The 26208-nt window shown below is 66.6% G+C and carries 23 protein-coding genes, 2 tRNA genes, 1 other RNA gene and 3 pseudogenes; 18 read left to right on the top strand and 11 right to left on the bottom strand.

Going from position 1 to position 26208, the window contains the following annotated elements:
• Positions 1-209: 209 nt before the first annotated feature.
• From LXX_RS06755 to LXX_RS06745, 3 genes are read left to right on the top strand one after another with little or no spacing between them, the layout of a single operon-like run.
• On the top strand, positions 210-1202 hold the full coding sequence (locus LXX_RS06755) for an ABC transporter ATP-binding protein (RefSeq protein WP_041767546.1): 993 nt from the start codon (positions 210-212) through the stop codon (positions 1200-1202).
• An 11-nt stretch (positions 1203-1213) separates the two neighbouring features.
• Positions 1214-2740, top strand: coding sequence for a hypothetical protein (locus LXX_RS06750; RefSeq protein WP_011186185.1), 1527 nt, complete (start codon positions 1214-1216; stop codon positions 2738-2740).
• Between the two features lie 30 nt (positions 2741-2770).
• Complete coding sequence (locus LXX_RS06745; protein WP_041767545.1) at positions 2771-3049, top strand: DUF3039 domain-containing protein; 279 nt, start codon at positions 2771-2773, stop codon at positions 3047-3049.
• A 7-nt stretch (positions 3050-3056) separates the two neighbouring features.
• On the opposite strand, the gene LXX_RS06740 is transcribed toward LXX_RS06745, so the two are convergent.
• The gene (locus tag LXX_RS06740; protein ID WP_011186183.1) at positions 3057-4367 is read right to left on the bottom strand and encodes a nicotinate phosphoribosyltransferase; all 1311 of its coding nucleotides are present in this window, start codon (positions 4365-4367) and stop codon (positions 3057-3059) included.
• A gap of 34 nt (positions 4368-4401) precedes the next feature.
• Here LXX_RS06740 and murI point away from each other — a divergent pair, with 34 nt between their 5' ends.
• From murI to rdgB, 3 genes are read left to right on the top strand one after another with little or no spacing between them, the layout of a single operon-like run.
• Positions 4402-5220, top strand: coding sequence for a glutamate racemase (murI, locus tag LXX_RS06735; RefSeq protein ID WP_011186182.1), 819 nt, complete (start codon positions 4402-4404; stop codon positions 5218-5220).
• A gap of 42 nt (positions 5221-5262) precedes the next feature.
• Positions 5263-6018, top strand: a complete 756-nt coding sequence (gene rph / locus LXX_RS06730; protein ID WP_011186181.1) for a ribonuclease PH — start codon at positions 5263-5265, stop codon at positions 6016-6018.
• Entirely contained in the window at positions 6018-6617 is a 600-nt protein-coding gene (gene rdgB, locus LXX_RS06725) for an RdgB/HAM1 family non-canonical purine NTP pyrophosphatase (RefSeq protein WP_011186180.1), read from the top strand. Before rph ends, rdgB begins: the two co-directional genes overlap by 1 nt.
• Before the next feature lie 4 nt (positions 6618-6621).
• On the opposite strand, the gene LXX_RS06720 is transcribed toward rdgB, so the two are convergent.
• The 4 genes from LXX_RS06720 to LXX_RS06705 all read right to left on the bottom strand — a co-directional run bounded on the left by LXX_RS06720 (position 6622) and on the right by LXX_RS06705 (position 9270).
• On the bottom strand, positions 6622-7335 hold the full coding sequence (locus LXX_RS06720) for a DedA family protein (protein ID WP_050737875.1): 714 nt from the start codon (positions 7333-7335) through the stop codon (positions 6622-6624).
• A gap of 355 nt (positions 7336-7690) precedes the next feature.
• Positions 7691-7957: a hypothetical protein gene (locus tag LXX_RS06715; RefSeq protein ID WP_050737874.1), complete on the bottom strand. Its 267-nt coding sequence runs from the start codon at positions 7955-7957 to the stop codon at positions 7691-7693.
• A gap of 81 nt (positions 7958-8038) precedes the next feature.
• A complete protein-coding gene (locus LXX_RS15555) occupies positions 8039-9022 on the bottom strand; it encodes a hypothetical protein (RefSeq protein ID WP_176714753.1) in 984 nt (327 codons plus the stop codon).
• A 168-nt stretch (positions 9023-9190) separates the two neighbouring features.
• A tRNA-Leu gene (locus LXX_RS06705) sits at positions 9191-9270 on the bottom strand.
• A 103-nt stretch (positions 9271-9373) separates the two neighbouring features.
• Here LXX_RS06705 and prfB point away from each other — a divergent pair.
• From prfB to LXX_RS06670, 8 genes and pseudogenes are all read left to right on the top strand, one after another.
• Positions 9374-10492: a peptide chain release factor 2 gene (gene prfB, locus LXX_RS06700; RefSeq protein ID WP_011186176.1), complete on the top strand. Its 1119-nt coding sequence runs from the start codon at positions 9374-9376 to the stop codon at positions 10490-10492.
• A 91-nt stretch (positions 10493-10583) separates the two neighbouring features.
• Positions 10584-11645 (top strand): cell division ATP-binding protein FtsE, encoded by a 1062-nt coding sequence (gene ftsE / locus LXX_RS06695; protein WP_011186175.1) that lies wholly within the window; start codon positions 10584-10586, stop codon positions 11643-11645.
• Entirely contained in the window at positions 11642-12547 is a 906-nt protein-coding gene (gene ftsX / locus LXX_RS06690; protein WP_011186174.1) for a permease-like cell division protein FtsX, read from the top strand. The genes ftsE and ftsX overlap by 4 nt, the downstream gene beginning before the upstream one ends.
• A gap of 73 nt (positions 12548-12620) precedes the next feature.
• A complete protein-coding gene (gene smpB, locus LXX_RS06685) occupies positions 12621-13097 on the top strand; it encodes an SsrA-binding protein SmpB (RefSeq protein WP_011186173.1) in 477 nt (158 codons plus the stop codon).
• Positions 13098-13100: 3 nt separating this feature from the next.
• A complete protein-coding gene (locus tag LXX_RS06680; RefSeq protein ID WP_041767543.1) occupies positions 13101-13841 on the top strand; it encodes a tyrosine-protein phosphatase in 741 nt (246 codons plus the stop codon).
• A 65-nt stretch (positions 13842-13906) separates the two neighbouring features.
• The gene (locus tag LXX_RS06675) at positions 13907-14536 is read left to right on the top strand and encodes a DUF5666 domain-containing protein (RefSeq protein WP_011186171.1); all 630 of its coding nucleotides are present in this window, start codon (positions 13907-13909) and stop codon (positions 14534-14536) included.
• 271 nt (positions 14537-14807) lie between these two features.
• Positions 14808-15201, top strand: a transfer-messenger RNA (tmRNA) gene (gene ssrA / locus LXX_RS13565).
• A gap of 433 nt (positions 15202-15634) precedes the next feature.
• Positions 15635-16633, top strand: a pseudogene (locus LXX_RS06670) (IS481-like element ISLxx4 family transposase).
• A 74-nt stretch (positions 16634-16707) separates the two neighbouring features.
• Here the strand turns inward: LXX_RS06670 and LXX_RS13560 are convergent.
• A pseudogene (locus LXX_RS13560) lies at positions 16708-16926 on the bottom strand (transposase); the annotation flags it as partial.
• A 177-nt stretch (positions 16927-17103) separates the two neighbouring features.
• On the opposite strand from LXX_RS13560, the gene LXX_RS06665 reads away from it, so the two are divergent.
• A complete protein-coding gene (locus LXX_RS06665; RefSeq protein ID WP_011186169.1) occupies positions 17104-18873 on the top strand; it encodes a DEAD/DEAH box helicase in 1770 nt (589 codons plus the stop codon).
• 10 nt (positions 18874-18883) lie between these two features.
• On the opposite strand, the gene LXX_RS06660 is transcribed toward LXX_RS06665, so the two are convergent.
• Positions 18884-20287: an APC family permease gene (locus tag LXX_RS06660; RefSeq protein WP_223227606.1), complete on the bottom strand. Its 1404-nt coding sequence runs from the start codon at positions 20285-20287 to the stop codon at positions 18884-18886.
• Positions 20288-20404: 117 nt separating this feature from the next.
• Positions 20405-21427, bottom strand: coding sequence for an adenosine deaminase (locus tag LXX_RS06655; RefSeq protein ID WP_011186167.1), 1023 nt, complete (start codon positions 21425-21427; stop codon positions 20405-20407).
• Positions 21428-21507: 80 nt separating this feature from the next.
• Here LXX_RS06655 and LXX_RS16685 point away from each other — a divergent pair.
• Positions 21508-21849, top strand: a pseudogene (locus tag LXX_RS16685) (DUF2809 domain-containing protein); the annotation flags it as partial.
• Between the two features lie 227 nt (positions 21850-22076).
• On the opposite strand, the gene LXX_RS06640 reads toward LXX_RS16685, so the two are convergent.
• Both LXX_RS06640 and LXX_RS06635 read right to left on the bottom strand, forming a co-directional pair.
• Positions 22077-23318, bottom strand: coding sequence for an ABC transporter permease (locus LXX_RS06640; RefSeq protein ID WP_011186166.1), 1242 nt, complete (start codon positions 23316-23318; stop codon positions 22077-22079).
• A gap of 1 nt (position 23319) precedes the next feature.
• On the bottom strand, positions 23320-24195 hold the full coding sequence (locus LXX_RS06635) for an ABC transporter ATP-binding protein (RefSeq protein WP_050737993.1): 876 nt from the start codon (positions 24193-24195) through the stop codon (positions 23320-23322).
• A gap of 152 nt (positions 24196-24347) precedes the next feature.
• On the opposite strand from LXX_RS06635, the gene LXX_RS06630 reads away from it, so the two are divergent.
• The gene (locus tag LXX_RS06630) at positions 24348-24716 is read left to right on the top strand and encodes an ArsR/SmtB family transcription factor (protein ID WP_011186164.1); all 369 of its coding nucleotides are present in this window, start codon (positions 24348-24350) and stop codon (positions 24714-24716) included.
• A gap of 6 nt (positions 24717-24722) precedes the next feature.
• Here the strand turns inward: LXX_RS06630 and LXX_RS06625 are convergent, their stop codons facing one another.
• A complete protein-coding gene (locus LXX_RS06625; RefSeq protein WP_011186163.1) occupies positions 24723-25502 on the bottom strand; it encodes an inositol monophosphatase family protein in 780 nt (259 codons plus the stop codon).
• 113 nt (positions 25503-25615) lie between these two features.
• On the opposite strand from LXX_RS06625, the gene LXX_RS06620 reads away from it, so the two are divergent.
• A tRNA-Lys gene (locus LXX_RS06620) sits at positions 25616-25688 on the top strand.
• Positions 25689-26208 lie beyond the last annotated feature (520 nt).

Raw genomic sequence — 26208 nt, 5'->3', positions numbered from 1 at the left:
TTCCGTTACGCCTCCGTTATGGTACCGGTGGCCCATCAAGCGGTGGCAGAGGTTACGCCAGGTCGTTGTGGGGTCGTTATGTTCCTCACAGGATTTTCCTAGGCAGGTATTCGCGGTTCCAGGCTGCGTGCGAGGACATGCGCCGTGTGCTGAGTTGGTACGGTTGCGAGGTGAGTTTCGAGCGCGTGAGCGACACGAGGGGGGAGCGCATGGCCGAGGCCAGGACCGAACAGCCCGCGGCCGAGCCGCTGGATACGAAGTCTGCCGGTGCGAGCGCCGGCCATGCACCGCAGAAGAGAACTGCCTCCAAGACGGCGGCTGCCGTCGCCGGTGCGAGCGCCCGGACAACGGCCTCGCGGAAACGGAGCGCTCCGAAGAGCCCGGCCGCGCCCCGCACCAAAAAGAATACCGATGCTGTCGCTCCTGCGGCGCCGGACCGGCTCCTGACGGTGCTCACCCTCAACGGGCTCCGGAAACGCTACGGTTCGACTGTCGCCGTGGACGATGTCAGCCTCGAGGTGCGCGAGGGCTCCTTCTTCGGCATCGTCGGACCGAACGGCGCGGGTAAGACGACGACGCTCTCCATGATCACCGGTCTGCTCCGTCCCGATGCCGGGAGTGTCGTGGTACGCGGAGTGGATGTCTGGGCCGAGCAGGTGCGCGCCAAACACGTCATCGGCGTCCTGCCCGACAAGCTCCGGCTCTTCGACCGGCTGACAGGGGCCCAGTTCCTGCACTACGCCGGCACCCTGCGCGGGCTGAACGCGAAGACCGTCCGCTCCCGCACCGCCGACCTCGCCGCCGCTTTCGGCATCGAGGACGCCCTCGGCCGCCTTGTGGCCGACTACTCCGCCGGGATGACGAAGAAGATCGCCCTGGCGGCTGCGATGATCCACTCACCGCTCCTGCTCGTCCTGGACGAGCCGTTCGAGTCCGTCGACCCGGTCTCGGCCGCGAACGTCATCGACATTCTGCAGCGCTACACGGACGCGGGCGGCGCGGTGGTGCTCTCCAGCCACGGGATGGATATGATTCAGCGCGTCTGCGACAGCGTCGCGATCATCGTGGGCGGACGGGTGCTCGCCGCGGGCACGATCGACGAGGTGCGCGGGGAGCAGACGCTCGAAGAGCGCTTCGTGGAACTCGCGGGCGGGCGCAAGGCGGCGGAGGGCATGGAGTGGTTGCACAGTTTCTCCGAGTGAAGCTCGCCCTGATGGGGAATGCCTTCCGGCGTAGCCCCTGGCAGGTGTCTGGCCTCGTCCTCGGTCTTCTGTACGGTCTTGTCTTCGCGGTCGCCGTCGTGGCGGCTCTGGTCGGCGCCCGGACGCTTCCGGATGCGGCCGGTGTCCACGGTCTCCTCGTCGTCGCCGGGTCGATTGTCGTGCTCGGGTTCGTGCTCCTGCCCCTGCTTTTCGGTCTGGACGACGCTCTCGTTCCGCAGAAGTTCGCTCTGTTCGGCCTCCCGGCCCGGACGGTGGCTCTCGGTCTGCTGCTCTCCGGGCTCATCGGTGTGCCGGGGTTCGTGCTCATCGTGTGCGGGTTGGCGACCGTCGTGACCTGGTCGCGCGACGCCGGTTCGACGAGCCTCGTGCTGGTGTGCGCCGCCGTCATCGTGCTGACCTGCGTGCTGGCGTCCCGCGTCGCGGCGGCGGCGTTTCCGTCCGCCCTCCGCCCGCGCGGGGTGAAGGCGATCGGGGTTCTGCTGCTCGCCCTGCTCCCGCCGGCCGCCCTGCTGCTGGTCGTCGCCGGGGGGCGCGACCTCCTCGGCGCTGTGAACGGCCTCAGCGGCTGGCTGCAGTGGACGCCGCTGGGAGCGGTGTGGAGCGCTCCCGGTTCAGCGGCCTCCGGAGACATCGGCGCGGCGCTGTTCCAGCTGCTCATTGCGCTCGCCACGCTGGTCGCGCTCTGGTTCGGCTGGCTGGCGCTGGTGGGCCGTGCCCTGACCGCGCCGGCGCGGCAGCCGGAGGCCCGCGACGAGGGGGGTCTCGGCTGGTTCGCGCGCATCCCCGGCGGCGCCACCGCTGCCATCGCTGCCCGCTCGATGACCTACTGGGGCCGGGATGCGCGCTATTGGGTCGCACTGCTCATCGTCCCCGTGTTCCCTGCGATCGCCGCCGTCGCCCTCCTCCTTGCCGGTCTGCCACCGCACTACGTCTCGCTTGTGCCGCTGCCGCTGCTCTGCCTGTTCCTCGGCTGGACCGGCCACAACGATGTCGCTTTCGACAGCACGGCGGTCTGGCTGCACATCGCCTCCGGCACCCGGGGCTTCGCCGACCGGCTCGGCCGGACGCTCCCTGTGGCCGCAGTCGGTGTCCCGGTCGTCGCCATCGGCTCGCTCATCACCGCGGCCGCCTACGGAGACGGGGCTATCCTCCCCGCCGTCGCGGCCCTGAGCGGCGCCCTCCTCGTCGTTGGGCTGGGGCTCTCGAGCGTCACTTCGGTTCTGTTCCCCTACCCGGCCACCCGGCCGGGAGACAGTGCGTTCACGCAGCCGCAGCACTCCGGTGCGTCGGACGCGCTCATCCAAGCGCTCAGCCTGTGCGCGGTGCTCGTGCTCTCCTCGCCGGTGCTCGTGTTCCTGGTGCTCGGCATCCTCATCGGCCCGTTCTGGTTCGGGGTCGCGCCGGTGGCGGCCGCGCTCATCGGCTTCGTGACTCTGTTCGGCGGCGTGTGGCTGGGTGGGCGCGCGTTCGACCGGCGTGGCCCGGAGCTCATGGCGTTCGCTCAGCGCAGTGACTGAGCCCGCTCGCGACCGGCCTACACTGGGGGGATGGACCACGCCAGCATCTCCGAACCCGGCGGCATGCCGTCTGGCGGCGGCGCCACGACCCTCGATCGCGAGCTGGAGGAACTCACCCAGAGCATCGAGCCCGGCGACCATGAGCGCTTCTCGCACTACGTGAAGAAAGAGCAGATCCTCGAGTCGGCGATGACCGGGAAGCCGGTCAAAGCGCTGTGCGGCAAAATGTGGACACCGGGCCGCGACCCAGAGAAATTCCCGGTCTGCCCGTCCTGCAGGGAGATCTACGAGAAGCTGCGAGACGAGTGACGGGCTCTCACTCGAAGATCGTCGGCAGCGCCGGGTCGCCACGGCTCAGGCGGAAAGCGTGATCCGGAAGTTCCCGCACTGCCATCGCCCGGTGGCTCCGGGCGCGGCGCACACCCTCTGCGCCCAGATGCTCGCGATGCACCTCCCCGTTGGTGACCAGCGGCACCAGTAGAGCCCGCCCGCTGCCGTCCGGGACGTCCCCCTCCTTCACGAGGTGGATCGCCTCGGCGAGGGCCCGCCCGGACGCGTCCACCCGCCGCACCGGGTGCTTCCTCCCGCCGACGCTCGCCTTGCTGTCCGACTTCTTGGCCACCGGGGTCCACTCGCCGTCGCCGTTCTGGCTGCGGTGGGCGACGAGCTTGTAGACCATCCCGGACGCGGGGGAGCCGGAGCCGGTGACGACCGAGGTCCCGACACCGTACGAGTCGACCGGGGACGCTGAGAGCGCCGCGATCGTGAACTCGTCGAGGTCGTTGGTGACCGTGATGCGTGTGCTCGTCGCACCGAGCGAATCCAGCTGTTCCCGCACCTGGCGGACGAGGGCCGGCAGATCGCCCGAGTCGAGCCGCACGGCCCCGAGCCGGGTGCCCGCCACGCGCACGGCCGTTTCGATCCCCCGCTCGACGTCGAAGGTGTCGACCAGCAGTGTCGTCCCGGAGCCGAGCGCGGCGATCTGGGCGCGGAAAGCGTCCTCTTCGCTGTCGTGCAGGAGGGTGAAGGCGTGTGCGGCCGTCCCCATCGTCGGCACGCCCCACGATCGGCCGGCCTCCAGGTTCGAGGTCGCTCCGAAACCGGCGATGTAGGCGGCCCGGGCGGCGGCGACGGCGCTGCGCTCGCCGGTGCGGCGCGATCCCATCTCGGCGACCGGGCGGCCACCGGCCGCCGTGACCATGCGAGAGGCCGCGGAAGCCACAGCCGAGTCGTAGTTGACGATGCTGAGGATCAGGGTTTCGAGGATGACCCCTTCGGCGAACGGCGCCTCTACGATCAGGAACGGTGACCCGGGAAAGAACACCTCGCCCTCGCGGTATCCCCGGATTGTGCCAGAGAAGCGGTACCCGGCGAGCCAATCGACCGTCTCCGGGCGCACGATCGCGTTCTCGCGCAGATAGTCGAGCTCCTCGTCGTGGAAGCGGAACTCCCGCAGCAGTCCAAGGAGGCGTCCCGTCCCGGCGAGGACGCCATAGCGCCGTCCCGGCGGCAGACGCCGTGTGAACGCCTCGAAGACGCACTCGCGGTCGTGGGTGCCCGCCAGCAGCGCGGCATCCACCATGGTGAGTTCGTAGCGGTCGGTCAGGAGCGCGGAGGACTCGGTCACTGCTCAACCCTAGCGACGGGTAGGCTGGACTGCTGTGACGGATGCGCCGATTGGGATCTTCGACTCGGGTGTCGGCGGCCTGACCGTCGCCCGGGCGATCCGCGACCAGCTGCCGAATGAGTCGATCCTCTATGTGGGCGACACCACTCACTCGCCCTATGGGCCCAAGCCGATCGCCGATGTGCGCCGATATTCGCTTGAGGTGCTCGACCTCCTCGTAGAGCAGGGCGTCAAGCTGCTCGTCATCGCCTGCAACACTGCCTCCTCCGCCGTGCTGAGGGACGCACGCGAGCGCTACGCGGTCCCGGTGGTGGAGGTCATCCAGCCGGCCGTGCGGCGCGCTGTGGCTGCGACCCGCACCGGACGTGTCGGCGTGATCGGGACCGTGGGAACCATTGCTTCCCGTGCCTACGAGGATGCCTTCGCAGCCGCGCCCGACCTGCGTCTCTTCCCGCGGGCGTGCCCGCGGTTCGTGGAGTTCGTGGAGACCGGCGTCACGAGCGGCGATGAGGTCCTGCGCGTCGCCGCCGAGTACCTTCAGCCGCTCCGAGACGCCGATGTGGACACCCTCGTCCTCGGCTGCACTCACTATCCGTTCCTCGAAGGCGCCATCTCCTACGTTATGGGGGAGGGCGTCTCGCTCGTCTCCAGCGACATCGAGACCGCGAAGGATGTGTACCGCATCCTCGTCAGCGGGGGGTTCGAGCGTCACGATTCCGCGCCGCCCACGGTCCGCTATGAGGCGACCGGCCTCGATGCCGAACACTTCCTGCGCCTCGCTCACCGGTTCATCGGCCCGGAGGTCTCCCAGGTCGACCTGGTGCAGACGGGCGTGATCGACCTGTCGCTCTGAGCGCGCTTCCGCGCCGTCCGCCCACACCCAAGGAGAGTCACCGTGACCGACACCATCCGCGCCGACGGGCGCACCGCCGACCAGCTGCGACCGGTCACCATCGAGCGCGCCTGGAATCGGAAGGCGGAGGGCTCCGCCCTCGTCTCCTTCGGTGGCACGCGCGTGCTGTGTACGGCCTCGTTCACCAACGGCGTCCCGCGCTGGATGTCGGGCAAAGGCCGCGGTTGGGTCACTGCCGAGTACGCTATGCTCCCGCGTTCGACCAACGATCGCATGGATCGGGAGTCGGTTAAGGGCCGCATCGGTGGGCGCACGCACGAGATCAGCCGGCTGATCGGACGCAGCCTCCGCGCGGTGGTGGACATGAAGGCGCTCGGCGAGAACACGATCGTGCTCGACTGCGATGTCCTCCAGGCCGACGGCGGCACGCGCACCGCCGCGATCACCGGCGCTTATGTCGCGCTCGCCGACGCGCTCGAGTGGGGCCGCGAGCACCGTTTCATCGGGCAGAAGGCAGCCCCTCTCCTCGACTCGGTCTCGGCGGTCTCCGTCGGCATCGTCGACGGCTCCCCGATGCTCGACCTCGCCTACACCGAGGATGTCCGCGCCGAGACCGACATGAATGTCGTCGTCACTGGCCGTGGCCTGTTCGTGGAGGTGCAGGGCACCGCCGAGGGCGCACCGTTCGACCGCAGCGAGCTGAACGGCCTTCTCGATCTGGCGCTCGCCGGCACGACGGCGCTGGTCGCTGTCCAGTCCGCCGCTCTCGCCGCCCCGGCGCCGGGGTGCGAGGGCTGATGGTCCGCGTCGTCCTCGCCACCCACAACCGGAACAAGGCGCTCGAGTTCCAGCAGATTTTGGGGGATGCCGTCCCCGGCCTCCAGATCGTCGGCTATGACGGTCCCGAGCCGGTCGAGGACGGCATCACCTTCGAGCAGAACGCGCTCATCAAGGCGCGCGCCGCCGCCGAGCGCACCGGGATGATCGCGCTCGCCGATGATTCCGGCATCTGCGTCGACGCGATGGGCGGCGCTCCGGGCATCTTCTCCGCGCGCTGGGCGGGGCGCCACGGTGACGCACAGGCCAATCTGCGGCTCCTCCTCGATCAGCTCGCCGATCTGCCGGACTCCTCCCGTGCCGCGCACTTCACCGCCACGCTCGCACTGGTCACACCGGAGGGCGAAACGACCGTCGTGGAGGGTGTCTGGCCCGGCCGGATCGCCCGCGAGGCCCGCGGTGGCCACGGTCACGGCTACGACCCGATCTTCCTCCCCGACGGCCACGACGTGACCGCGGCGGAGCTGGGGCCGGAGGCGAAGAACGCGGAGAGCCATCGGGCCCGCGCGTTCGCGGCGATCGTGCCGGTGCTGCGAGCGCTGAGCCGGCCCGGGAACTGACCGTTCAGGCGTCCGGCGTCGGCTGTGTGGACGCCGCCGTTTTGGCCTGTTCCTCCTCGGCCAGGCGCTTCTTCTTGGCTTTGCGTATCGTCTGGACGTAGTGGAAGAGCGTGGGGATGAGCGTGATGACGACCGCGCCGATCAGGATGATGTCGATGTACTTCGAGACGAACGTGGCGACGGGCGGGATGTATCCGATGAGGTACCCGAACAGTGTGAGACCCGCGCCCCAGATCAGCGCTCCGATCGCGTTGTAGAGCGAGTACTTCTTGTAGCTCATGTGGCCGACGCCGGCGGCGACCGGCGCGAAGGTGCGCACGATCGGGACGAACCGGGCGACGATGATGGCCAGGGCGCCGAAGCGGTCGAAGAAGAGGTTCGTGCGGCGCACGTTCTCCATGCTGAACAGGCCGCTCTCCTTGCGCTCGAACACGCGTGGTCCAGCCTTGTGGCCGATCAGATAGCCGACCTCGCCGCCGAGGAAGGCCGACATGGCGATGAAGAGGAAAACCCACCAGATATCGACGCCGAAGACCTGCGAGGTGTTGGTGAGCAGCCCCGAGATCACCAGCAGCGTGTCGCCCGGGAGCAGGAAGCCGATCAGGAGCCCGGTCTCGGAGAACACGATCCCGCAGACGACCAGGAGAGCCCACGGCCCCGCGGCGGAGATGATCGTCTCGGGTTTGAGCCAGGGGATGAGATCAGCGTGATGGATCAAAACTCTCCAGGGTGGGATTCGGGTGGCTGTGCCCGAGTTTAGTGGGCCGAAGCTGCGCGAAGCGTGCGAATGCCGCCCCGTGGGGAAAGATCGTCCTGCAGTCTGACGGCGGCCGGCCGGGGGCGCCCCAACCGGGGGAAACTGTATCCTCGGTCGTTGCTGTGAAATCGATGATTTTTCGCGGAAGTATGGTCGATCAGGGTGTGGTCGAATCTAGTCGAGTTGTGTCTCGAACCGATGTTCGTGGTCCCGTGGTGACGCCGATTGCGACGGTTGCAACCCCTGTCGAACCGGAGGGGCTTGCGTAAGATCGCTGCGGATCTTGGGTTCGGCCACTCGGTCGTGTGGCGGGCGCTCAAGCGTGAAGATGTCGAGCTTCGGGCGAGGGGCCGACGGAGTGGGCTTCCCGATGTGTGCGGATGGGTCCCATGATCAAGAACTTCAGTCCGTTCCAGATCAGCAGCAGGAAGAGCAAGTAGAGCGCTTTGCTCCATCCGTGTTCGATGAGCGTGGCACACATGGCTGCCGCGAAGATGTGGATACCGCCGAGGAGCATCGCGGGAACTGCCCACTTGAGTCCGCGCCGGGTGCGTATCTTGTCGAGGAGGATGTTCGTCGGCATCTTTTCTCGGTCACGGTAAGCGGGTCGCACAGCATGAGTGACATCGCCCCGCTGAGCGACCCTCCTACCGGTCGTCGGTCCTTATTCTGAGACGACAGTCAGGCTGAGCGAGGTTTCCTCGCCCTGACCCTTCAGTACCAGTTCGTGCGCCCCCAGGGCAATCGGATTGGTCACCGACCAGTTGCCCTGCGCATCCGCCCACGCGTCCCCGAACATCTGCGGCGAGTTCTTCAAGGTGATGATCACCACGGAGCCGGGGCGAGCCGTGCCGCTGATGGTGATTTCCGGTCCGACGACCGTTGCGCCATCGACCAGGTTGGTCACGACGAGGGTCTGGCCCGGCTTCGCGACCGGGGGCTTGGATTTGTCTGGCACCGTCACGCTGAAGGTGACTGGTTCCGTCATCGAGTCCAGTCCGTTCGGGGTCCAGGTCATTCCCAGGGCCCACAGCTGGTGCTGGCCGGTGGTGAACGGGAGTTCCGCGGGGGTTGTCAAGGACCAGTTGCCGCGATCGTCGGCGATTTCAGACCCGTAGTAGATTCCTCCTGCCCATGGCGACGAACCCTTTCCGATCGCCACTTCTGTGCCCGGCTTCGCCGTGCCGGTGATCGTGAGCTGAGGCCTGGTGATCGTTGCGCCGTTTGTCGGGCTGGTTACGGTGAAGGCCACTTGTGAGCCCTGGGCCGATGACGCCGAGCCTGTCTTTACTTGTGGCGATGACGCGGCTTGAGCGGGCAACGCCAAGCTGAGGCTGCCTCCGGTGAGAGCGAGAAAGAGTGTGCTAGCCAGCAGTCTGCGACGTGTGTTCGACATGATCCTCCTAATGAAAGTTCCTGATTCAGGACCAGGGCGCGGCGGCAGTGGTTCTGCCGTCGCACTGACGAATGTAGTGAAGCGATCGATGGGGCACATCGACCATTCGGTCGAGATGCGGATCGGCCAGAAGCAAATCAATGCCGCCTGATTGCCGCTCAATGACAGGGGCAGTTTCAACCCACCAAAGAGGACCTCCTCGTCGGAACCGAACCTAAGCAGCTCCACTCCAACGCACGAGGTCTTCACCACCCCTCAACGACTACAGCGAATCGTCACACCGACTCAACCAGTCTCTGGGCAGTACATCGAGACGAAGCCGTCGCCTGGGCACACGCGAAGACCACCCCGAGTACAGGAAGCGATGTTGTAACCCGAGAGCTGTTTCTTCGGTCCCGGGTGACAACAGCCATCGTTACGTGCGGGAGAAGGGACTCGAACCCTCACGCCGAAGCACAGGAACCTAAATCCTGCGTGTCTGCCAGTTTCACCACTCCCGCGGCGCGCGCTGGGCGCGGCTACGACACTAGTGCATCCACCCCGTGGCCGCCCCGGACCGGGTTCGCCACCGGGTTCCGGCCCCCCGGGTAGGCTGTGTACGCCATGATTGAACTCGACCTCACCGCGCAGATCGCCGAGCTGCGCTCCACCCTCGCCGACATCACCGCTGTTGTGGACGTCGACAAGCTCCGCGCTGCCATCGCCGACCTCAGTGAGCGGGCGGGAGCGCCGGACCTCTGGGACGACCCCGTGAACGCGCAGAAGGTCACCAGCGCGCTCAGCCATCGCCAGTCCGAGCTCGCCCGCATCACGGCGATCCAGCAGCGCCTCGACGACCTGGAAGTGCTCGTCGAGCTTGCCAACGAGGGCGACGATGAGGAATCCGCCGCTGAGGCCCGCGCCGAACTCGAAGCCCTGCAGAAGGCGCTCGGCGATCTCGAAGTGCAGACGCTGCTGAGTGGCGAGTATGACGAGCGCGCCGCCATCGTCACCATCCGCTCTGGCGCCGGAGGCGACGACGCCACCGATTTCGCCGAGATGCTGCTGCGGATGTACCTGCGCTGGGCCGAGCAGCACAAGTACCCGGTCACGGTCATGGACACGTCTTACGCGGAGGGCGCGGGCATCAAGTCCGCGACCTTCGAGGTCGATATGCCCTACGCTTTCGGCACGCTCTCGGTCGAAGCGGGCACCCATCGCCTGGCTCGCATCAGCCCGTTCGGGTCGGCCGACAAGCGTCAGACGTCGTTCGCGGCGGTTGAGGTCATCCCGCTGATGGAAGAGGCCAATCAGGTGGACGTCCCCGAGGGCGACATCCGTGTTGATGTCTTCCGGTCTTCCGGTCCGGGCGGTCAATCGGTCAACACGACCGATTCGGCCGTGCGCCTCACCCACCTCCCGACCGGCATCGTGGTGTCGATGCAGAACGAGAAGTCGCAGATCCAGAACCGGGCCGCGGCGATGCGCGTGCTCCAGACCCGTCTGCTCCTGCTTCAGAAGGAGGAGGAAGCGGCCAAGAAGAAAGAGCTCGCCGGGAACATCACCGCGAGCTGGGGCGACCAGATGCGCTCCTACTTTCTGTACGGTCAGCAGCTGGTCAAGGATCTCCGCACCGGGTATGAGTCGGGCAACCCGGCGACCGTTTTCGACGGCGACCTCGACGGCTTCATAGCCGCGGGCATCCGCTGGCGCGCGGGGAGCAAAGCGGAGGCTCAGGGGTAGCGACGCTGGCGCGCAGCGCACTGTCAGGCTTCCGGTCTGTGGGCATGTCGCACTGTTGGATTCGGCGCTGGATGTCTAGTCTCTAAAAGTCATGATCCGCTTCGAACACTTATCCAAGCAGTATCCGGGCACCTCGCGCCCGGCGCTGGGTGGCATCACTCTCGAGGTGTTGCGCGGCGATTTCGTCTTCCTCGTCGGAGCCTCCGGGTCGGGCAAGTCGAGCTGCCTCCGCCTGATCCTCAAAGAGGAACGCCCCACCAAGGGCCGCATTCATGTGCTGGGGCAGGACCTCGGGGCGATCTCTTCGCACAAGGTGCCGTACTTCCGCCGCAACATCGGCGTGGTCTTCCAGGACTTCCGGCTGCTGCCGAACAAGACGGTCTTCCAGAACGTCGCCTTCACACTCCAGGTGATCGGAAAATCCCGGGGCTTCATTCAGGAGGCGGTGCCTGACGTGCTCACGATGGTGGGCCTTGAGAGCAAAGCCCAGCGTCTGCCGCACGAGCTCTCCGGCGGCGAGCAGCAGCGTGTGGCGATCGCGCGGGCCGTCGTCAACAAACCGCAGATCCTCCTCGCGGACGAGCCGACGGGGAATCTCGATCCGGCGACCAGCGCCGGGATCATGGCCGTTCTCGAACGCATCAACGCCGGCGGGACGACCGTGCTGATGGCCACCCACGAGGCCGCCATCGTCGACCAGATGAAGCGGCGTGTGATTGAGCTCGTCGGCGGTCAGATCGTCCGCGACGAGCGTCACGGCGGCTACGGCGTGACCGCGAGCATCCCGCTGCCCCGGATGGACGAGGCGCCCGGACGGCACGCGGTCCAGCAGGATGCCCCGGTGGCGGCTGCGGTCCCCTCCCTGTCCCCGCCGATGACACGGCCGCACACCCCGCTCTCGAACCCGCAGGCGCCGGTCACCGTTTCGCAGACCAGACCTCAGCCGGCGCCACCAGCGTCACCGCTCGCCGCGCCGCGGGCTGCTGCCGGGGAACGTCAGCCGGCTCCACCAGCCCCGCTCGCGACGGCTCCGACGTCCGCAGCGTCTGAGGACCTGCCCGAGCACCTCAACTTCACCGCCAACCTCGACCTCCGGGGTCTGCGCGAGAATCCGGACGGCGACAGCGCGCAGAAGGTGGGACCCACGAAATGAGATTCGGGCTCATCTGGTCGGAGGTCGGCAATGGCCTCCGGCGGAATCTCTCCATGGTGTTCTCCGTCATCCTGGTCACCTTCATCTCGCTGACTTTCGTCGGCACCGGCGCGCTTCTGCAACTGCAGATCGGCCAGATGAAGACGTACTGGTACGACCGCGCCCAGGTCGCCGTCTACATGTGTACGGGGACGGACAACTGCCAGGCTGGTGCGGCGACAGACCAGACCATCGCCGCCGTCAAGAAGCAGCTGGAGTCCCCGGAGCTCGCCCCGTACATCCAGAAGTTCTACTACCAGGATCAGAGACAGGGCTACGAGCAGTTCAAAGAGCAGTTCAAGGGGAACCAGATCGCCGACTACGTCACGCCGGAGATGATCCCGCAGACGTTCTGGGTGAACCTCAAGAACCCGAACCAGTCGGACGTGCTCACCGAGACCCTCTCCGGGGCGGCGGGCGTGCAGAGCGTCGTCGACCAGCGCAGCTACCTCGACCAGATCTTCAACATCCTGGGCGCGGCGAGCACGACAGCGCTGGTGATTGCCGCCCTCATGCTCGTGGCTGCTGTGCTGCTCATCGCGACCACGATCCGGCTGTCCGCGTTCTCGCGTCGGCGGGAGATCGGGATCATGCGGCTCGTTGGCGCGTCGAATCGTTTCATCCAGACGCCGTTCATCATCGAGGGTGTCGCGGCGGCGCTCATCGGGGCGCTGCTGGCCGCCGGCGTTCTGGTCCTCATCGTGCAGGTTTTCGTGCGGGGACCGCTGCAGTCCCAGATCCCGTCGATCAACTTCGTTTCGATGGCGCAGGCCTGGCCGGTCGTCCCGCTCATCGTCCTCATCGGAGTGGCGCTGGCCGCCGCTTCCGCGAATTTCGCCATCAAGCGCTACCTGCGCGTCTGAGGCGGATAGACTGGTCCGCTGCCCGTGCGCTCTACGCGGGCGCATCTCCGCCCTCGAAACGTCAGGAGCAGCCGTGGCCAAGGAACGTGGTCAGAAAGTCGTGGCCACCAATCGCCGGGCGCGTCACGACTACACCATCGAAGACACCTATGAGGCTGGGCTCGTGCTGACCGGAACCGAGGTGAAGTCGCTGAGACTCGGGAGGGCGTCGCTGGTCGACGGCTATGCGTTCGTCGACGGCGGCGAGGCGTGGCTCGACGCGGTCCACATCCCGGAGTACGCCGACGGAACCTGGAACAACCACGCGCCGCGCCGCAAGCGGAAACTGCTCCTCCACAAGGCGCAGATCCTCAAGATCGAGAGCAAGGTGAAGCAAGGCGGGTACACGATCGTCCCGCTCCAGATCTATTTCAACGATGGCCGGGCGAAGGTCGAGATCGGTGTCGCGAAAGGCAAGCGCGAGTATGACAAACGGCAGGCCCTGCGCGAGCGGCAGGACAACAGGGAAGCGCAGCGGGCGATGGCCAGCAGGAAGCACCTGGGGGAGTAGAGCATGAGCACGGCGGCGGAGCGCATTCCGGTCAACGGCACTCACAACTTCCGCGACGTGGGCGGCTACCCCAGCGAGGGCGGCGTTGTGCGCAGCGGCAGACTCTTCCGCTCCGATGGCCTCGCCCGCCTCGGCGAGGCGGGTAAGGCATCGCTGCGCGAGTTCGGTGTCCGGGTCGTGATCGACCTGCGCGACGATTTCGAGGTCTCTCTGATGCCCGACGACCTGGACGGGCTCGCTGTCGAGGTCCTCCGCCTTCCGGTGTTCGAGGGCTCGGGTGCGTCGCAGTCGGCCCTCGGCGCGACGCTGGCCGACCTCTACGAGAAGATCCTGCTGGACCACGGGGACGTCCTCGCCACCGCGCTGCGCGAGATCGCCGGTGCCGGCGACGGGGCCATCGTCGTCCACTGCACTGCGGGCAAGGACAGGACCGGCATCGTCGTCGCTCTCGCCCTGCTGTCCGTCGGTGTGGACCGCGCGACGGTCGTCGCCGACTACGCACGAACGGAGGCGAACCTCGACGGACCCTGGCTCGAGGGGATGCTGGCTCTCGCCAGCAGCTACGGCGTCGAGGTCACACCCGAACTGCGCGTCATCATGGCCGGGAGTCCGCCGGAGGCCCTCGAGGGCGCACTCGATCTGATCGAGCAGCGCTACGGCAGCGTCCGCGCCTACCTGCTGCACGCGGGGCTGGACGAGATCGAGCTGGCGGTGTTGCGTTCCGTTTTGGTAGAGCCGACCTGATTCTCACATCGAAGTCATAACAGGCTTTCAGCCCGGTTGCGGCTAAATGAGGTGACCTTGTGGATATGGATGACGCCCAGCCCACCGGACCGTTGCCTGGACAGCAGTCCGCTCCGCCGGCCGAGGGTCCGGTTCCGCCCGGCGCTGTGCCATCGAACGCCGCTTCGTCCAGTGCCACCCTCGCGGAGCCTTTCTACAAACGGCACGGACTCGCTTTTGCGATTTCGACGTTTGCTCTGGGCGCCGTGGTGGTTTTCGGGCTGGCCGGGGCTGGGGCGTTCGCCGTCGGCACCATGATCTTCCACAATGCTCATGCCGTCCACGAGAACGACGGGCGGCTGGCCGGTCCGCTCCTGCCCGGCTGGCAGGGCAACGGCAACGGCAACGGCAACGGCAACGGAGAGCAGATTCCACGCGTCGGGGGCGTTGTGTGGGCCACGGTGAGCAGCATCTCCGGCGACACCTGGAAGGTCGAGACGCTCAGCGGGGAGACTCTGACAGTCACGACCACGTCGTCCACCAAGTACGGTGTCTCGGGACAGCCCACGGACGTATCTGGTTTCGCGAAGGGCGATGAGGTGATCGTCGTGGGCAAGCGCAGCGGCGGCGTCGTGGCGGCCACCCGCATCCTGAAAGTCGACCTCTTGCCCCAGCACCAGTCGGCCACGCCCAGGCCGATCGAGCCGAGCCGCTGATCCCGCAGCCCTTCTCGATCCACCCGTCAGGATGCGGCGAAGCGGAATGCATCTGGACCGCGCGATCTCGCTCGGATCGGCGCTGAGTCACTCCACCGGCAGATGTCGGATAAGGCCCCCGCTCGGCGATGCTGATAGTCTCCGTTGTCCACCGATCGCTCATAGAGCAGTGGATCTGGCGGTGTTGTAGAATGAGGTACTCGCCACGACAGTGGCAAGCACCTCGAAAACTCAACAGCGCGACGACGACCCGGCCTTCTGGCCGAAGCATGGGGATGATCGGTTTCGACATTGTCTGCGTGAGTATGAGAAGCGGGTCGAGGACGCATGGTTATCTCGTTAACGATCCATGCAAAAAATAAGTGCCAATTCCAAGAGCACTGTCTCGGCCAAGGCCGACTTCGCCCTCGCGGCGTAAGTTCACCTCAGCCATCTGAAGAGGCCGTCAGACCGGGAACTGTTCTCTACCCGGAGCCTGGCGTCAGTGAGAGAACTCGCTTCTGCGTTGAGTATCAGGGCGCAGAGGGACTTCAACTGATACTAGGCCCGCCGGAACAGGTGCCAGCGACACGTTCCGGGGCCGAGAAAGCGACACACTGGCTACGCCCGTAGAAGGCATATGACCACAGCAGTGGACGGGGGTTCGATTCCCCCCATCTCCACCATCGGCCGTCGTCGCGCGTTGAGAGAAAAAACCTCGTTCGACCGGGGTTTTTTGCCGCGCATGACAACCACGTCACCTGAGCCAAAGCGCCCGGCATCTGCACGTATGGCGATCCTCGCGACGACGATTCGGTCTCGTTTCTGGACTGATTTTGGGTGTTCTCGCGACTGTGGTCGCTGTGGGTTGTTCGAGGCTGCGAATAAGCACTCTTCTGTAGAGGTGCCATTTCTTATCACCATCAACGTTGTCGATGACGCGATACGTGCGGAATCTGGTGCTGGTCTGATTCTTCCAGCGCTAGCGGCGACTCGGTCTAGGTGTGATGTCCAGGGGGGTTGTTTCGGCGATACGGTCGTGAGGAGTTGAGGGGCGAGGGCCTCCGGTTGTGAAGTGGAGCTGTTCAGTTCAACCGCTTCACGATCCAGGAGGCCTTCGTGTCCCACGTTAACGCTGCTCTCACACCGCGCGCTCGTCTGCGCCTTGCCAGGCTCATCGTCGAGGACCATTGGCTGGTCTCCGTCGCAGCGAAGATGTTTATGGTCTCGCCCGTTACCGCGCGGAAATGGGCGGCGAGGTTCCGCGCCGAAGGCACGGGAGGGATGACCGACCGGTCTAGCCGCCCACGATCGATGCCAACGCGGACGCCGTTGCCCGTGCTCAAGCGGATCGTGCGGGCGAGGTGGCGACGACGCCTGGGGCCGGTGCAGATCGCCGGCGAGCTTGGCCTTCCCGCCTCGACCGTCCACGCCGTCCTGGTGTGCTGCCGCATCAACCGGCTCTGCACCATTGATCGGGTCACGGGCGAGCCGATCCGTCGCTACGAGCACGACCACCCTGGATCGCTGATCCATGTCGACGTGACGAAGTTCGGCAACATCCCCGACGGCGGCGGCTGACGATTCGTCGGCCGCGTCCAGGGCGAACGCAACCGGGAAGCGACCGCCACCCGCACGAAGAGCAGGAACCACCGCTACGAGCCACGGTTGGGCACCGTGTTCGTCTACACGATCATCGACGACCACTCCCGCGTCGCCTACGCCGAGATCTGCTCCGACGAGAAGGCGGACACCGCGATCGGTGTCCTGCGGCGTGCTGTCGCCTGGTTCGCCGACCGGGATGTCAGCGTCGAACTCGTCCTCTCGGACAACGGCTCCGCCTACAAGTCCTACGCCTGGCGAGACGCCTGCACAGAGCTCGGGATCAGGGCGAAGAAGACCCGACCATACCGACCACAGACCAACGGGAAGATCGAACGCTTCCACCGCACACTCGCCGACGGCTGGGCCTACGCCCGGTTCTATGGTTCAGAGGCCGAACGACGAGAAGCACTCCCCGGCTGGCCCCACTTCTACAATCATCACCAGCACCACTCCGCCATCAGAGCCCCACCCATTAGCAGAATCGACAACAACCTCCCTGGACATCACACCTAGTTGGGGTGGTGTTAGGAGCAGTGATCGGTCTTGTGGTGTGGGTACTCCGCCGCCGCTGACACTTGCCGGACAAGTTCGCATCGCAGTACGGCGCGCTTCGCCGCGCGCAGTTCCGCGGACTCCGAGAACGCGACATCTGGCCGACGCCCATTGCCGATATCGTCTTGACGGATCCAGTTCGACAACGTGAGGGGATGGATACCAAGTTCGACAGCGGTCTGTTTGGCCTGCTTACCAGCACGAACGAGCGCGACCGCTCGAGCACGGAACTCCTGCGGATATGGACGGGGCATGATGACAAGCCTCCCGGATCAGGCCACCAGTTAGCCACCGAAACGGGAACCCTTTTCGTATCCAGGACATCCTCAGCCAGCGAGGCTGTCGCAGGAACCTCCGCCGGGCTTCTGCGTCCTCGGCCCAGCGTCACCCGTCTCACCCCATCCCCCTCCAGGGGCTACCGTTGAAGGATGATGATGCCTGCAACCGGGAGCGGCGAGGCGGAGACCGCCGCCGACGCACTGACCTTCGCCGATCTCGGTCTGGACCGGGCTGTGCTCGCCGTCCTGAAGGATGTCGGCTACGAGACGCCGTCCGCCATCCAGGCGGCGACGATCCCGCTGCTGCTCGAGGGGAGGGACGTGGTCGGGCTCGCCCAGACCGGGACCGGGAAGACGGCGGCCTTCGCCCTTCCCATCCTGTCCCGCCTCGACCTGTCGCAGAAGAGCCCGCAGGCGCTCGTGCTCGCCCCCACCCGCGAGCTGGCGCTGCAGGTGGCGGAGGCGTTCGAGAGCTATGCGACGCATCTGAAAGGCGTTCATCTGCTGCCGGTGTACGGCGGCCAGGGTTACGGAGTGCAGCTCTCCGCGCTGCGCCGAGGCGTGCATATCGTGGTGGGCACGCCCGGCCGCATCATGGATCACCTCGACAAGGGGACGCTCGACCTCTCCGGGCTCAAGCACCTCGTGCTCGACGAAGCGGACGAGATGCTGAAGATGGGTTTCGCCGAGGACGTGGAGAAGATTCTCGCCGACACGCCCGATGACAAGCAGGTCGCGCTGTTCTCCGCCACGATGCCGGCGCAGATCCGCCGCATTTCGAAGAAGTACCTGCACGATCCCGAAGAGGTCACCGTCAAGGCCAGGACGACGACGTCGGCCAACACAACGCAGCGCTATCTCGTCGTTTCGTACTCGCAGAAGGTTGACGCGCTCACCCGCATCCTCGAGGTCGAGAACTTCGAGGCGATGATCGTCTTCGTCCGGACGAAGAACGAGACGGAGACGCTCGCGGAGCGGCTCCGGGCCCGCGGTTACTCGGCGGCGGCGATCAGCGGCGACGTCGCGCAGGCCCAGCGGGAGCGCACGGTCGGCCAGCTGAAATCGGGCAAGCTCGACATCCTGGTGGCCACGGACGTGGCGGCGCGCGGGCTCGACGTCGACCGCATCAGCCATGTCGTCAACTTCGACATCCCCGTGGACACCGAATCGTATGTGCATCGCATCGGACGGACCGGCCGCGCCGGGCGCAGCGGCGCGGCGATCAGCTTCGTCACCACGCGTGAGCGCCGGCTCCTCACCGCCATCGAGAAAGCCACCCGTCAGCCGTTGACCCCGATGCCGCTCCCGAGCGTCGACGACGTCAACGTCACCCGCCTCGCCCGCTTCGACGACGCGATCACGTCCGCCCTCGCCCAGCAGGACCGCATCTCGCGGTTCCGCGACATCATCGCCCACTACGTGGCCCATCATGACGTGCCCGAGGCGGATGTGGCGGCTGCGCTCGCTGTCGTCGCCCAGGGCGAGGAGCCACTGCTGCTCTCCGCCGACGATGCGCTCACCCAGCGCATCGAGCGGGACGCACGCGACGACCGGCTGGCCCGGGCCGGTCGTGACGACCGTGGCCGGGGCGAGCGCCCGGTGCGCCGCGATCGCGGCTACAGGCCGATGGCACCCTATCGCATCGAGGTCGGCAAACGGCAGCGGGTGGAACCGCGCCAGATCGTCGGAGCGCTCGCGAACGAGGGCGGGCTGAGCCGCGACGACTTCGGCCACATCCGGATCATGCCCGACTTCTCGATCGTGGAGTTGCCGGCGGATCTCCCCGGTGACACCCTCGCGCGGCTGACCGGAACGCGCATCAGCGGCAAGCTGATCGAACTGCGGCCGGACCGCGGCGCGGGAGCGCGGCGCAAACCGGACGAACGCGGGGAACGTCCGCCGCGCAAGCCGCGGCGTCGCTGACCAGCCCGGTTCAGTCCTTCGCGATGGCCTTGTTGAAGCCGGTCACCGGCTGGTTCTCGTCGAAGGCGGTGACGGGGCGGCGGAAGCCGCGGGTGAGCACCACCAGGTAGACGAAGCCGATCGCGGCCCAGACCAGGCCACCGACAAGCGCGTCCACGTGCAGGTTCGCCCACAGGACGCCGGTCAGCACCATGCCGACACCGGGCAGCGCGATGAATGTGACGATATCCTTCGCCGTGCGCCGGCGGCCCTTCTGGATCGCGAACCAGGCGATGACCGAAACGTTGACGAAGGTGAACGCGATCAGCGCGCCGAAGTTGATGAACGCGGCAATCAGCTTCAGTGTGAAAGCGGCAGCGAGCAGGCTGATGAGGCCGACCAGAACGATGTTGAACGTGGGGGTGTGTGTCTTCGGGTCGATGTGGCCGAAGAGACGCCGTGGGAGGACGTTGTTGCGCCCCATCACGAGGAGCATTCGGGACACGGAGGCGTGCGAGGCGAGTCCGGAGGCCAGCGTTGCGCAGAAGCCGGCCGCGGTCAGCGCGGCCTGGAGCACAGGGCCGCCGACCTGGAAGCCGATCTGCGGCAGTGTGCTGTCCTCGATCGCCTCGACGGGGAACGCCGATGAGGAAGGGAACCGCAGCTGGGTGATGTAGGCGGCGACCAGGAAGATCGCTCCTCCGGTGACGACCGTGAACAGGATCGCGCGCGGCATGATCGCCGGCGACGTCGCCTCTTCCGCGTACATGGTCACCGCGTCGAAGCCGATGAAGGAGAAGCACACGATCGTGGCGCCCGTCAGGACAGCGCCTATCGTGACGCTGTCGTGGAGGAACGGGTGCAGAGAGGCGACGGTTCCCGCTGCCTCGCCCTGCGCCAGCTGGGCGATGACGAGGACGACGAACACTGCGATGACGACGATCGAGAACACGAGCAGGAGCATGTTGAGATTCGAGGTGCCACGCATGGTCAGGAAGATGATCGAGGTGACGACGGCGCAGTAGACGACCACCCAGATCCAGCCGGGGACACCGGGGAACAGGGCCTCCAGGTAGCTGCGGATGATGAGGCAGTTGACCATCGGCAGGAGCATGTAGTCGATGAGCGAGGTCCAGCCGACCATGAAGCCGACGTTCGGGTGGACGGATTCGCGAACATAGGTGTAGGCCGAGCCGACGCTCGGGAGGGCGCCGGCCATCTTCCCGTAGCTGACAGCGGTGAGCATCATCACGGTCAGGGCGATCAGATACGTGGACGGAACCACATCGTTCGTTTCCCGCGACACCATGCCGAAGGTGTCGAACACCACGGTTGGCGTCATATAGCCGAGTCCGAGGCCGACGATGGCCCAGAGTCCGAGAGTGCGCTTCAGAGTCCCGTTTCGGGGTGTCGATGGCGCTGAGGTGCTCGACAAGGTCTCTCCTTCGGGAGCGGTTCGGGGCCGCTGGAGGCTCATTATGCCAGGCGGCCGGGTGTCAGCGGTGGGAGGCCCGCGGGGCGAGGACGGCACCGGCGCCGGCCGGCGATCCGGTCATCCGCGCCATGCCTCCACCGCGTCCAGCAGCTCGGTCCGGCGCTCCTTCGTCGCGAAAGACGCCTCAATCGAGGTGCGGGCGAAGCGTTTTGCCTGGTCGGCGGTGACGCCGAGCGCGTCACGCACAGCGAGATAGTTGTCACCGATGTAGCCGCCGAAGTACGCGGGGTCGTCCGAGTTGACGGTGACGCGCACACCGGCCTCGTCCAGGCGCAGCAGTGGGTGTCCGGCGAGGTCGGCAACGGTGCGCAGCCGCACGTTCGAGAGAGGGCACACCGTGAGCGGTGTGCCCTCCGCCGCGAGCCGGTGCAGCAGCTCCGTGTCCTCCACAGCGCGGATACCGTGGTCGATCCGTTCGACGCCCAGCAGATCGAGCGTCTGGTGGATGTAGGCGGGCGGGCCCTCCTCGCCCGCGTGCGCGACGGCGCGCAGGCCGGCGTCGCGGGCGCGGGCGAACACCCCGGCGAACAGTTCCGGCGGGTAGCCGACCTCGGCCGAGTCGAGACCGACGCCGAGCAGCGGCTCCGGGCGAGTCAGCGCGGCGCTGAGCACGGCGTCCGCGGACTCGACCGGCTGGTCGCGCAGAAAGCAGAGGATCAGGCCGCCTGTGATGTCGAGGTCGCGCCCGGCCTCCGACAGCGCCCCTCCGATGCCGTCCACGACTGCCTCGATCGGGACGCCGCGGGCCAGATGCGCCTGCGGGTCGAAGAACAGCTCGGCGTGCCGTACGCCCTGGGACGCAGCCCTGCGCAGGTAGCGGCGGGTCAGCTCGGCGAAGTCCTCCTCCGTGCGCAGCACCTCCATGGTCGCGTAGTAGAGGTCGAGGAAGGACTGCAGATCGTGGAAGTCGTACTGCGCCGCGAGCTCGGCGACGGAACCGTAGGGGAGGGCAACACCGCCCCGGCCGGCGAGTTCGAAGGCCAGCTCCGGTTCGAGGGCGCCCTCAATGTGGAGGTGGAGTTCGGCCTTGGGGAGCGAGAGGAGGGCGGCGTCGGAGGGCGGCGCTGGCTGTGCGGTCATGCTTCCGATCCTCCCACCGGGTGAGGCTTCTCCGTCATCGGGAGGACGCGAGCGTTCGCGTGGATCGGTAGCGTCGGAGGATGATCGCCCCTGCTCACCGCCGTGCCGCCGCTCGAAGCCGCACCGTGCTCCTCGCCGTCGCGGTCTCGACCGTCGCGGTCGGTCTCCTCCTCCACTTCGCCACCGCTAGCGCGGCGGGCGCGTTCGCCGCCGATGCTGTCTACGCGGTCCTGCTCTTCGCCCTCCTCGCTCTGGTCGTCCCCCGTTGGTCTGCGCTCCGCATCGCCGCTGTGGCTTTCGCCGCCTGCGCGGCGATCGAATTCGCGCAGCTCACAGGCGTCCCCGCCTGGCTCTCGACGGCGATCCCCGGCGCGGCGCTTGTCTTCGGCACGACGTTCCAGGTCACGGACCTGATCGCTTACGCTTTCGGCGCGGCGCTCGCCGCCGCCGTGGACGGCAGGCTCGGGAAGCGCGCAGCAGGGGCCCCTGAGCTCTGCGGCGGAATCTTACCCGTGTATGCCCCGCCGCGCCCGCCAGCGGAACACCGAGCCGATGACGGGTCGCACCGCGGTGGAGGCGAGCCGGGTCAGACGCTCTCACGCACGGCTGCGGGAGATGTCGTGGCGCTGGCCGGAGACGGCGACAGGGTTCATGTTCCGGCCGGGGCCCGATCGGTGCGGCGGCCGAGCACCTCCCGGATCTTCACCTTGTTCGAGTACTCGATCGATCCGTACCGGAAGAGCCGCACCGCGAGACGCATCACGACCGCGGCGAGCACGAATAGCTCGACGACGATGATGATCGACTGCCACAGCGGAAGGGAGCCGAAAGCGTTCAGGAGGAGTGCGGTGATCGGCGCTGTGAAAGGGAAGTAGGCGAGGATCTGCACGATCGGAGACTGCGGCGAGCTGATCGCGAAACCGAACGAGTACAGCGGGATGACCACGGCGAAGATCATCACGGAGAACACCGGCGCCGCATCCTTCGCGGTTGGCATCACCGCCCCGACGGCCACCAGCGTTCCCGTGAAGAGCGTGAACCCGCCGATCAGGATCAGCGCGCCCACGACCATCTTCTGCGGATCGAACACGAGCCCGCTCAGATCGACGTTCGGGATATTGAGCTGGTCGCGGAAGAACAGGTATCCCACCAGCAGGGGCAGGGCGAACACCGCTATCTGGATGAGCCCGATCGCAAACAGCGAGATGACCTTGCCGATCAGGAGGTTCGTCGGGTTGATCGTCGTCAGGATCATCTCTGTGACGCGGTTTTCTTTCTCCTCCAGCGTCGAGTTGAGCATCTGGTTGCCGAGGAAGACGATGACGATGAAGAACGCCGCGAGGAAGAGGAGGGCGGGCAGGATAGCCTCGAACCCGGGTGCGATCTCGCCATCTTTGAACGTCGTGGTCGTTGTGCTCACACCGCCGCGCAGCACGGCGGCGCTTATCGGATCGGCCAGCCGCTTTTCCACGCTGGCCGACAGGAGCGACTGCGCGACAGCGGCGTACTTGTTGTTTTCCAGCAGGCCGACATCGGTCCCCCACACCCTGACCTTCTGCGTGGCCGGATCGGCAGGGTAGTCGATGTAGGCCGCGGTGCTGCCAGACTGAGCCTTCTCGACGCCCTCCGCGCTGTTTGGAATCTCCTGGCCGCCGTACTCGCGGGCGAGCGCAGGGTCCACGAGCCCGGATGCGTCGCTGTAGAGGAAGTCGAAGCGGGCGTTCTTCTGCTGGTCTGCGGTGTTCGCGGTCGCTGCGTTGGAGGCTATGACGAGAGCCACGAGCCCGAACACGAGGATCGGCACGATGAGCGTGACCGCCCAGAACTGGCGTTTGGAGATCGTTCGCAGGAACTCGAACGCGATGACGGTGGACAGATTGTGGCGGGCCATGTCAGTTCTCCTCGCGGCTGTCGGCGCCATAGACCTCGACGAAGATGTCATCGAGCGATTTGCGGGTGGGGGCGAAGCGGGTGACGCGGACTCCCGCGTCCAGCAGTCCGTTCAGGATGCCGGCCGTGTCCGCATCGTTCGCGACCTCCAGCTCCGCGTGGCCGGCGGCGTCTGCGGCGATCCGGTAGGCGGGGGAGTCCGGAACGGCCCCGTCGTGGTCGACGTGGATGATCGTCCCGCCGAACTGCTCCTGCACCTCCTCGACGGTGCCGTACGCCCGTGAGACACCGTCCTTCAGCAGGATGACGCGGTCGCAGAGCCGTTCCACTTCTTCCATCTGGTGCGTGACCATCATCACCGTGGAGCCGGCGCGTTTCTGGTCGTCGATGATGTCCATGAGCAGGCGGCGGTTCACCGGGTCGAAGCCCTTGGTCGGCTCGTCCAGGATGAGGAGTTTCGGCTGGTTCATGATTGTCACGCCGAGCTGCACCTTCTGCTGCTGGCCGCCGGAGAGCTTGTCGAGCCGGATTTTCTCCTTCTCGCCGAGGCCGACGCGCTCCAGGTACTCGCGCGACCAGCGGCGAGCGTACTCCCGGCCGAGCCCCTTGAGCCTGCCGAAGTAGACCATGACGTCGATCACGGACTCCTTCTTGTAGAGGCCGCGTTCTTCGGGGAGGTAGCCCAGCCGCTCGCCCGCCTCGGGGGCGAACGGCTTGCCGTCGATGTGGAGGACGCCCGCGGTTGGCTGGTAGATGCCGAGCAGCGCGCGGATGGTGGTCGTCTTGCCCGAGCCGTTGCTGCCCAGGAAGCCGAAGGTCTCACCGCGGGCAATGTCGAAGGAGAGGTCGCGGATCACCGTCGTGCGCCCGAAGTCCATCCGGAAGTTGGCGATGTGGACGAGGGAGCTGGCGCTGGAGGCGGGGGCGGCTGTACTCACTCAACCGAGCCTAGGAGACGGAGCGGGTTGTGTCAGGCTATCGCGCAGCCTATTGTGATGAATAAATATTTTGATAAAGGAACTGATTGACTATGAAAGCCGAAACCGGTCTGGACGATCGGCTCGACCGGGCCTTCCAGGCTCTCGCCGACCCGGTCCGCCGAGCGATGATCGGCCGCCTCAGCCGGGGGCCGGCCACCGTGAACGAACTCGCCGAGCCGTTCACGATCAGCACGCAAGCGGTCTCCCGCCACATCCAGGTGCTTCAACAGGCCGGACTCGTCACGCGCAGCCGGGACGCCCAGCGCCGGCCCGCACACCTCGCCCCGGACGCCCTCGAGGAGCTGACTGGGTGGATAGACCGCTGCCGCCTCATCCACGAGCGGTGTTTCCGCTCGCTCGACACTGTCGCTGAGGCGAAGAGCGGCGGGGGACCGGAGGAGACACTCAGGAGCGAGTGATGCCCCCTACGCCAGGGCCTCGAGCAGGGCGGGGTGCAGCAGCCCGTTGGTGGCCAGCGAAGAGCCGTTCCCCGGCCCGGGGGCGCCTGTCACCGAGGTGAAGGCGCCGCCGGCTTCCTCCACGATCGGGATCAGTGCCGCCAGGTCGTACGTCTTCACGTCGAACTCGGCCACCGCGTCCAGCACACCCTCGGCGAGCAGCATGTAGGACCACATATCCCCGTACGCTCGATCGCGCCAAACCCGGCGGGAGAGCGCAATGATCTTGTCCAGGTAGCCGGCCCGGTCCCACTGCTGGATGCTCTGGAAGCTCAGCGACGCGTGCTCCAGATCAGAGACGCCGGAGACCCGCAGACGCCGCGGCTCGGAGCTGTCGGCATCCACCGTCCACGCGCCCGCACCGGCCGCCGCCCACCAGCGCTTCCCGAGGGCGGGTGAGCTGACGACGCCGACGACCGGCTCGCCGTCGATCGCGAGGGCGATGAGAGTGCCCCACACCGGCACTCCCCGAAGGTAGTTGGATGTCCCGTCGATCGGGTCGATGATCCACTGCCGGGCCGTGTCGCCCGCGCTGCCGAACTCCTCGCCCAGGATGCCATCGCCCTGCCGCTCCGCCGCCAGCGCGTCCCGCAGCGCCCGTTCGACCGCGAGATCGGCCTCGGTGACGAAGCTGTGGTCCGGCTTCGTGTCGACGTGCAGGTCGCGCACACTGTAGTGCCCGGAGGAGAAAGCGTCGGCGGTGTCCGCGAGGCGGAGGGCGAGAGCCAGGTCGTCGTCGAGGTTCACGCACTGAGCCTAGCGGTGGCGGGCTGAGACACGCCCGGGCGCCGAGTCCCGATTGGCGGACGGTGCTGGGCGGATGCTAACGTTGGACCTCGGTCCGGACCTTTGGACCGAATGCGCCTCTAGCTCAATCGGCAGAGCAATTGACTCTTAATCAATGGGTTCAGGGTTCAAGTCCCTGGGGGCGCACCGATAAAAAGTCCGGTCAGATGTTAAATCTGACCGGACTTTTTGTGTTGTCGGGTGACGCCGCGTGGCGCAAACCCACGGAATAAACCTCTTGTGCTGTCGCAGTTCCGCTCCGGTTTGGCCGCCCAGGCGGATGCAGGCTCGGATGCTTCCCATAGTCGGTCCGCTTTCATGGTTCCTGTTTGGTCGCGCGTACGCGGGCCGTCGTCAGAGTGTCTCACCAGACTGAACCGGCTCCCACGTCACGTAAAGAAGTCCCCGCTTGGATGTCCTATCTGGGTCTGCTCTTATCGGTGGCGCGAACCGCACTCACGTTGCCTTCCATTTCGTGCCCCTTGGTCGCTCGTGCCCCGTGGCCGCTTCGTTTTTTGGGTGCGCCGAGGACCCATCGAGACGCTCCGGCGCTAGCATTCGAGGATGACTTCTCGGCACTCGGACCTCGCGCCGTACTTCGAGAGGGCGCTCTCCATCGAACTCGCCGCATATTGAGAGATATCCGATGTCCCCGTTGCTGAGGTAG

This window comes from Leifsonia xyli subsp. xyli str. CTCB07 (assembly GCF_000007665.1).
Classification (GTDB): Bacteria; Actinomycetota; Actinomycetes; order Actinomycetales; family Microbacteriaceae; genus Leifsonia; species Leifsonia xyli_C.
Note: the sequence above shows the minus strand (reverse complement) of the source record. Positions and strands in the feature narration are given on the sequence as shown.

What these genes read in the sequence shown, in the direction of transcription:
- LXX_RS06715 (WP_050737874.1), bottom strand. Translation starts at nt 7,957, where the DNA reads ATGCCGACGAACATCCTCCTCGACAAGATACGCACCCGGCGCGGACTC.
- LXX_RS06640 (WP_011186166.1), bottom strand. Translation starts at nt 23,318, where the DNA reads ATGGCCCGCCACAATCTGTCCACCGTCATCGCGTTCGAGTTCCTGCGA.
- prfB (WP_011186176.1), top strand. Translation starts at nt 9,374, where the DNA reads ATGATTGAACTCGACCTCACCGCGCAGATCGCCGAGCTGCGCTCCACC.
- LXX_RS06655 (WP_011186167.1), bottom strand. Translation starts at nt 21,427, where the DNA reads ATGACCGCACAGCCAGCGCCGCCCTCCGACGCCGCCCTCCTCTCGCTC.
- LXX_RS06675 (WP_011186171.1), top strand. Translation starts at nt 13,907, where the DNA reads ATGGATGACGCCCAGCCCACCGGACCGTTGCCTGGACAGCAGTCCGCT.
- ftsX (WP_011186174.1), top strand. Translation starts at nt 11,642, where the DNA reads ATGAGATTCGGGCTCATCTGGTCGGAGGTCGGCAATGGCCTCCGGCGG.
- LXX_RS06635 (WP_050737993.1), bottom strand. Translation starts at nt 24,195, where the DNA reads ATGGACTTCGGGCGCACGACGGTGATCCGCGACCTCTCCTTCGACATT.
- rdgB (WP_011186180.1), top strand. Translation starts at nt 6,018, where the DNA reads ATGGTCCGCGTCGTCCTCGCCACCCACAACCGGAACAAGGCGCTCGAG.
- LXX_RS06750 (WP_011186185.1), top strand. Translation starts at nt 1,214, where the DNA reads ATGGGGAATGCCTTCCGGCGTAGCCCCTGGCAGGTGTCTGGCCTCGTC.
- LXX_RS06680 (WP_041767543.1), top strand. Translation starts at nt 13,101, where the DNA reads ATGAGCACGGCGGCGGAGCGCATTCCGGTCAACGGCACTCACAACTTC.
- LXX_RS06665 (WP_011186169.1), top strand. Translation starts at nt 17,104, where the DNA reads ATGATGCCTGCAACCGGGAGCGGCGAGGCGGAGACCGCCGCCGACGCA.
- LXX_RS06630 (WP_011186164.1), top strand. Translation starts at nt 24,348, where the DNA reads ATGAAAGCCGAAACCGGTCTGGACGATCGGCTCGACCGGGCCTTCCAG.
- LXX_RS06745 (WP_041767545.1), top strand. Translation starts at nt 2,771, where the DNA reads ATGGACCACGCCAGCATCTCCGAACCCGGCGGCATGCCGTCTGGCGGC.
- ftsE (WP_011186175.1), top strand. Translation starts at nt 10,584, where the DNA reads ATGATCCGCTTCGAACACTTATCCAAGCAGTATCCGGGCACCTCGCGC.
- LXX_RS06755 (WP_041767546.1), top strand. Translation starts at nt 210, where the DNA reads ATGGCCGAGGCCAGGACCGAACAGCCCGCGGCCGAGCCGCTGGATACG.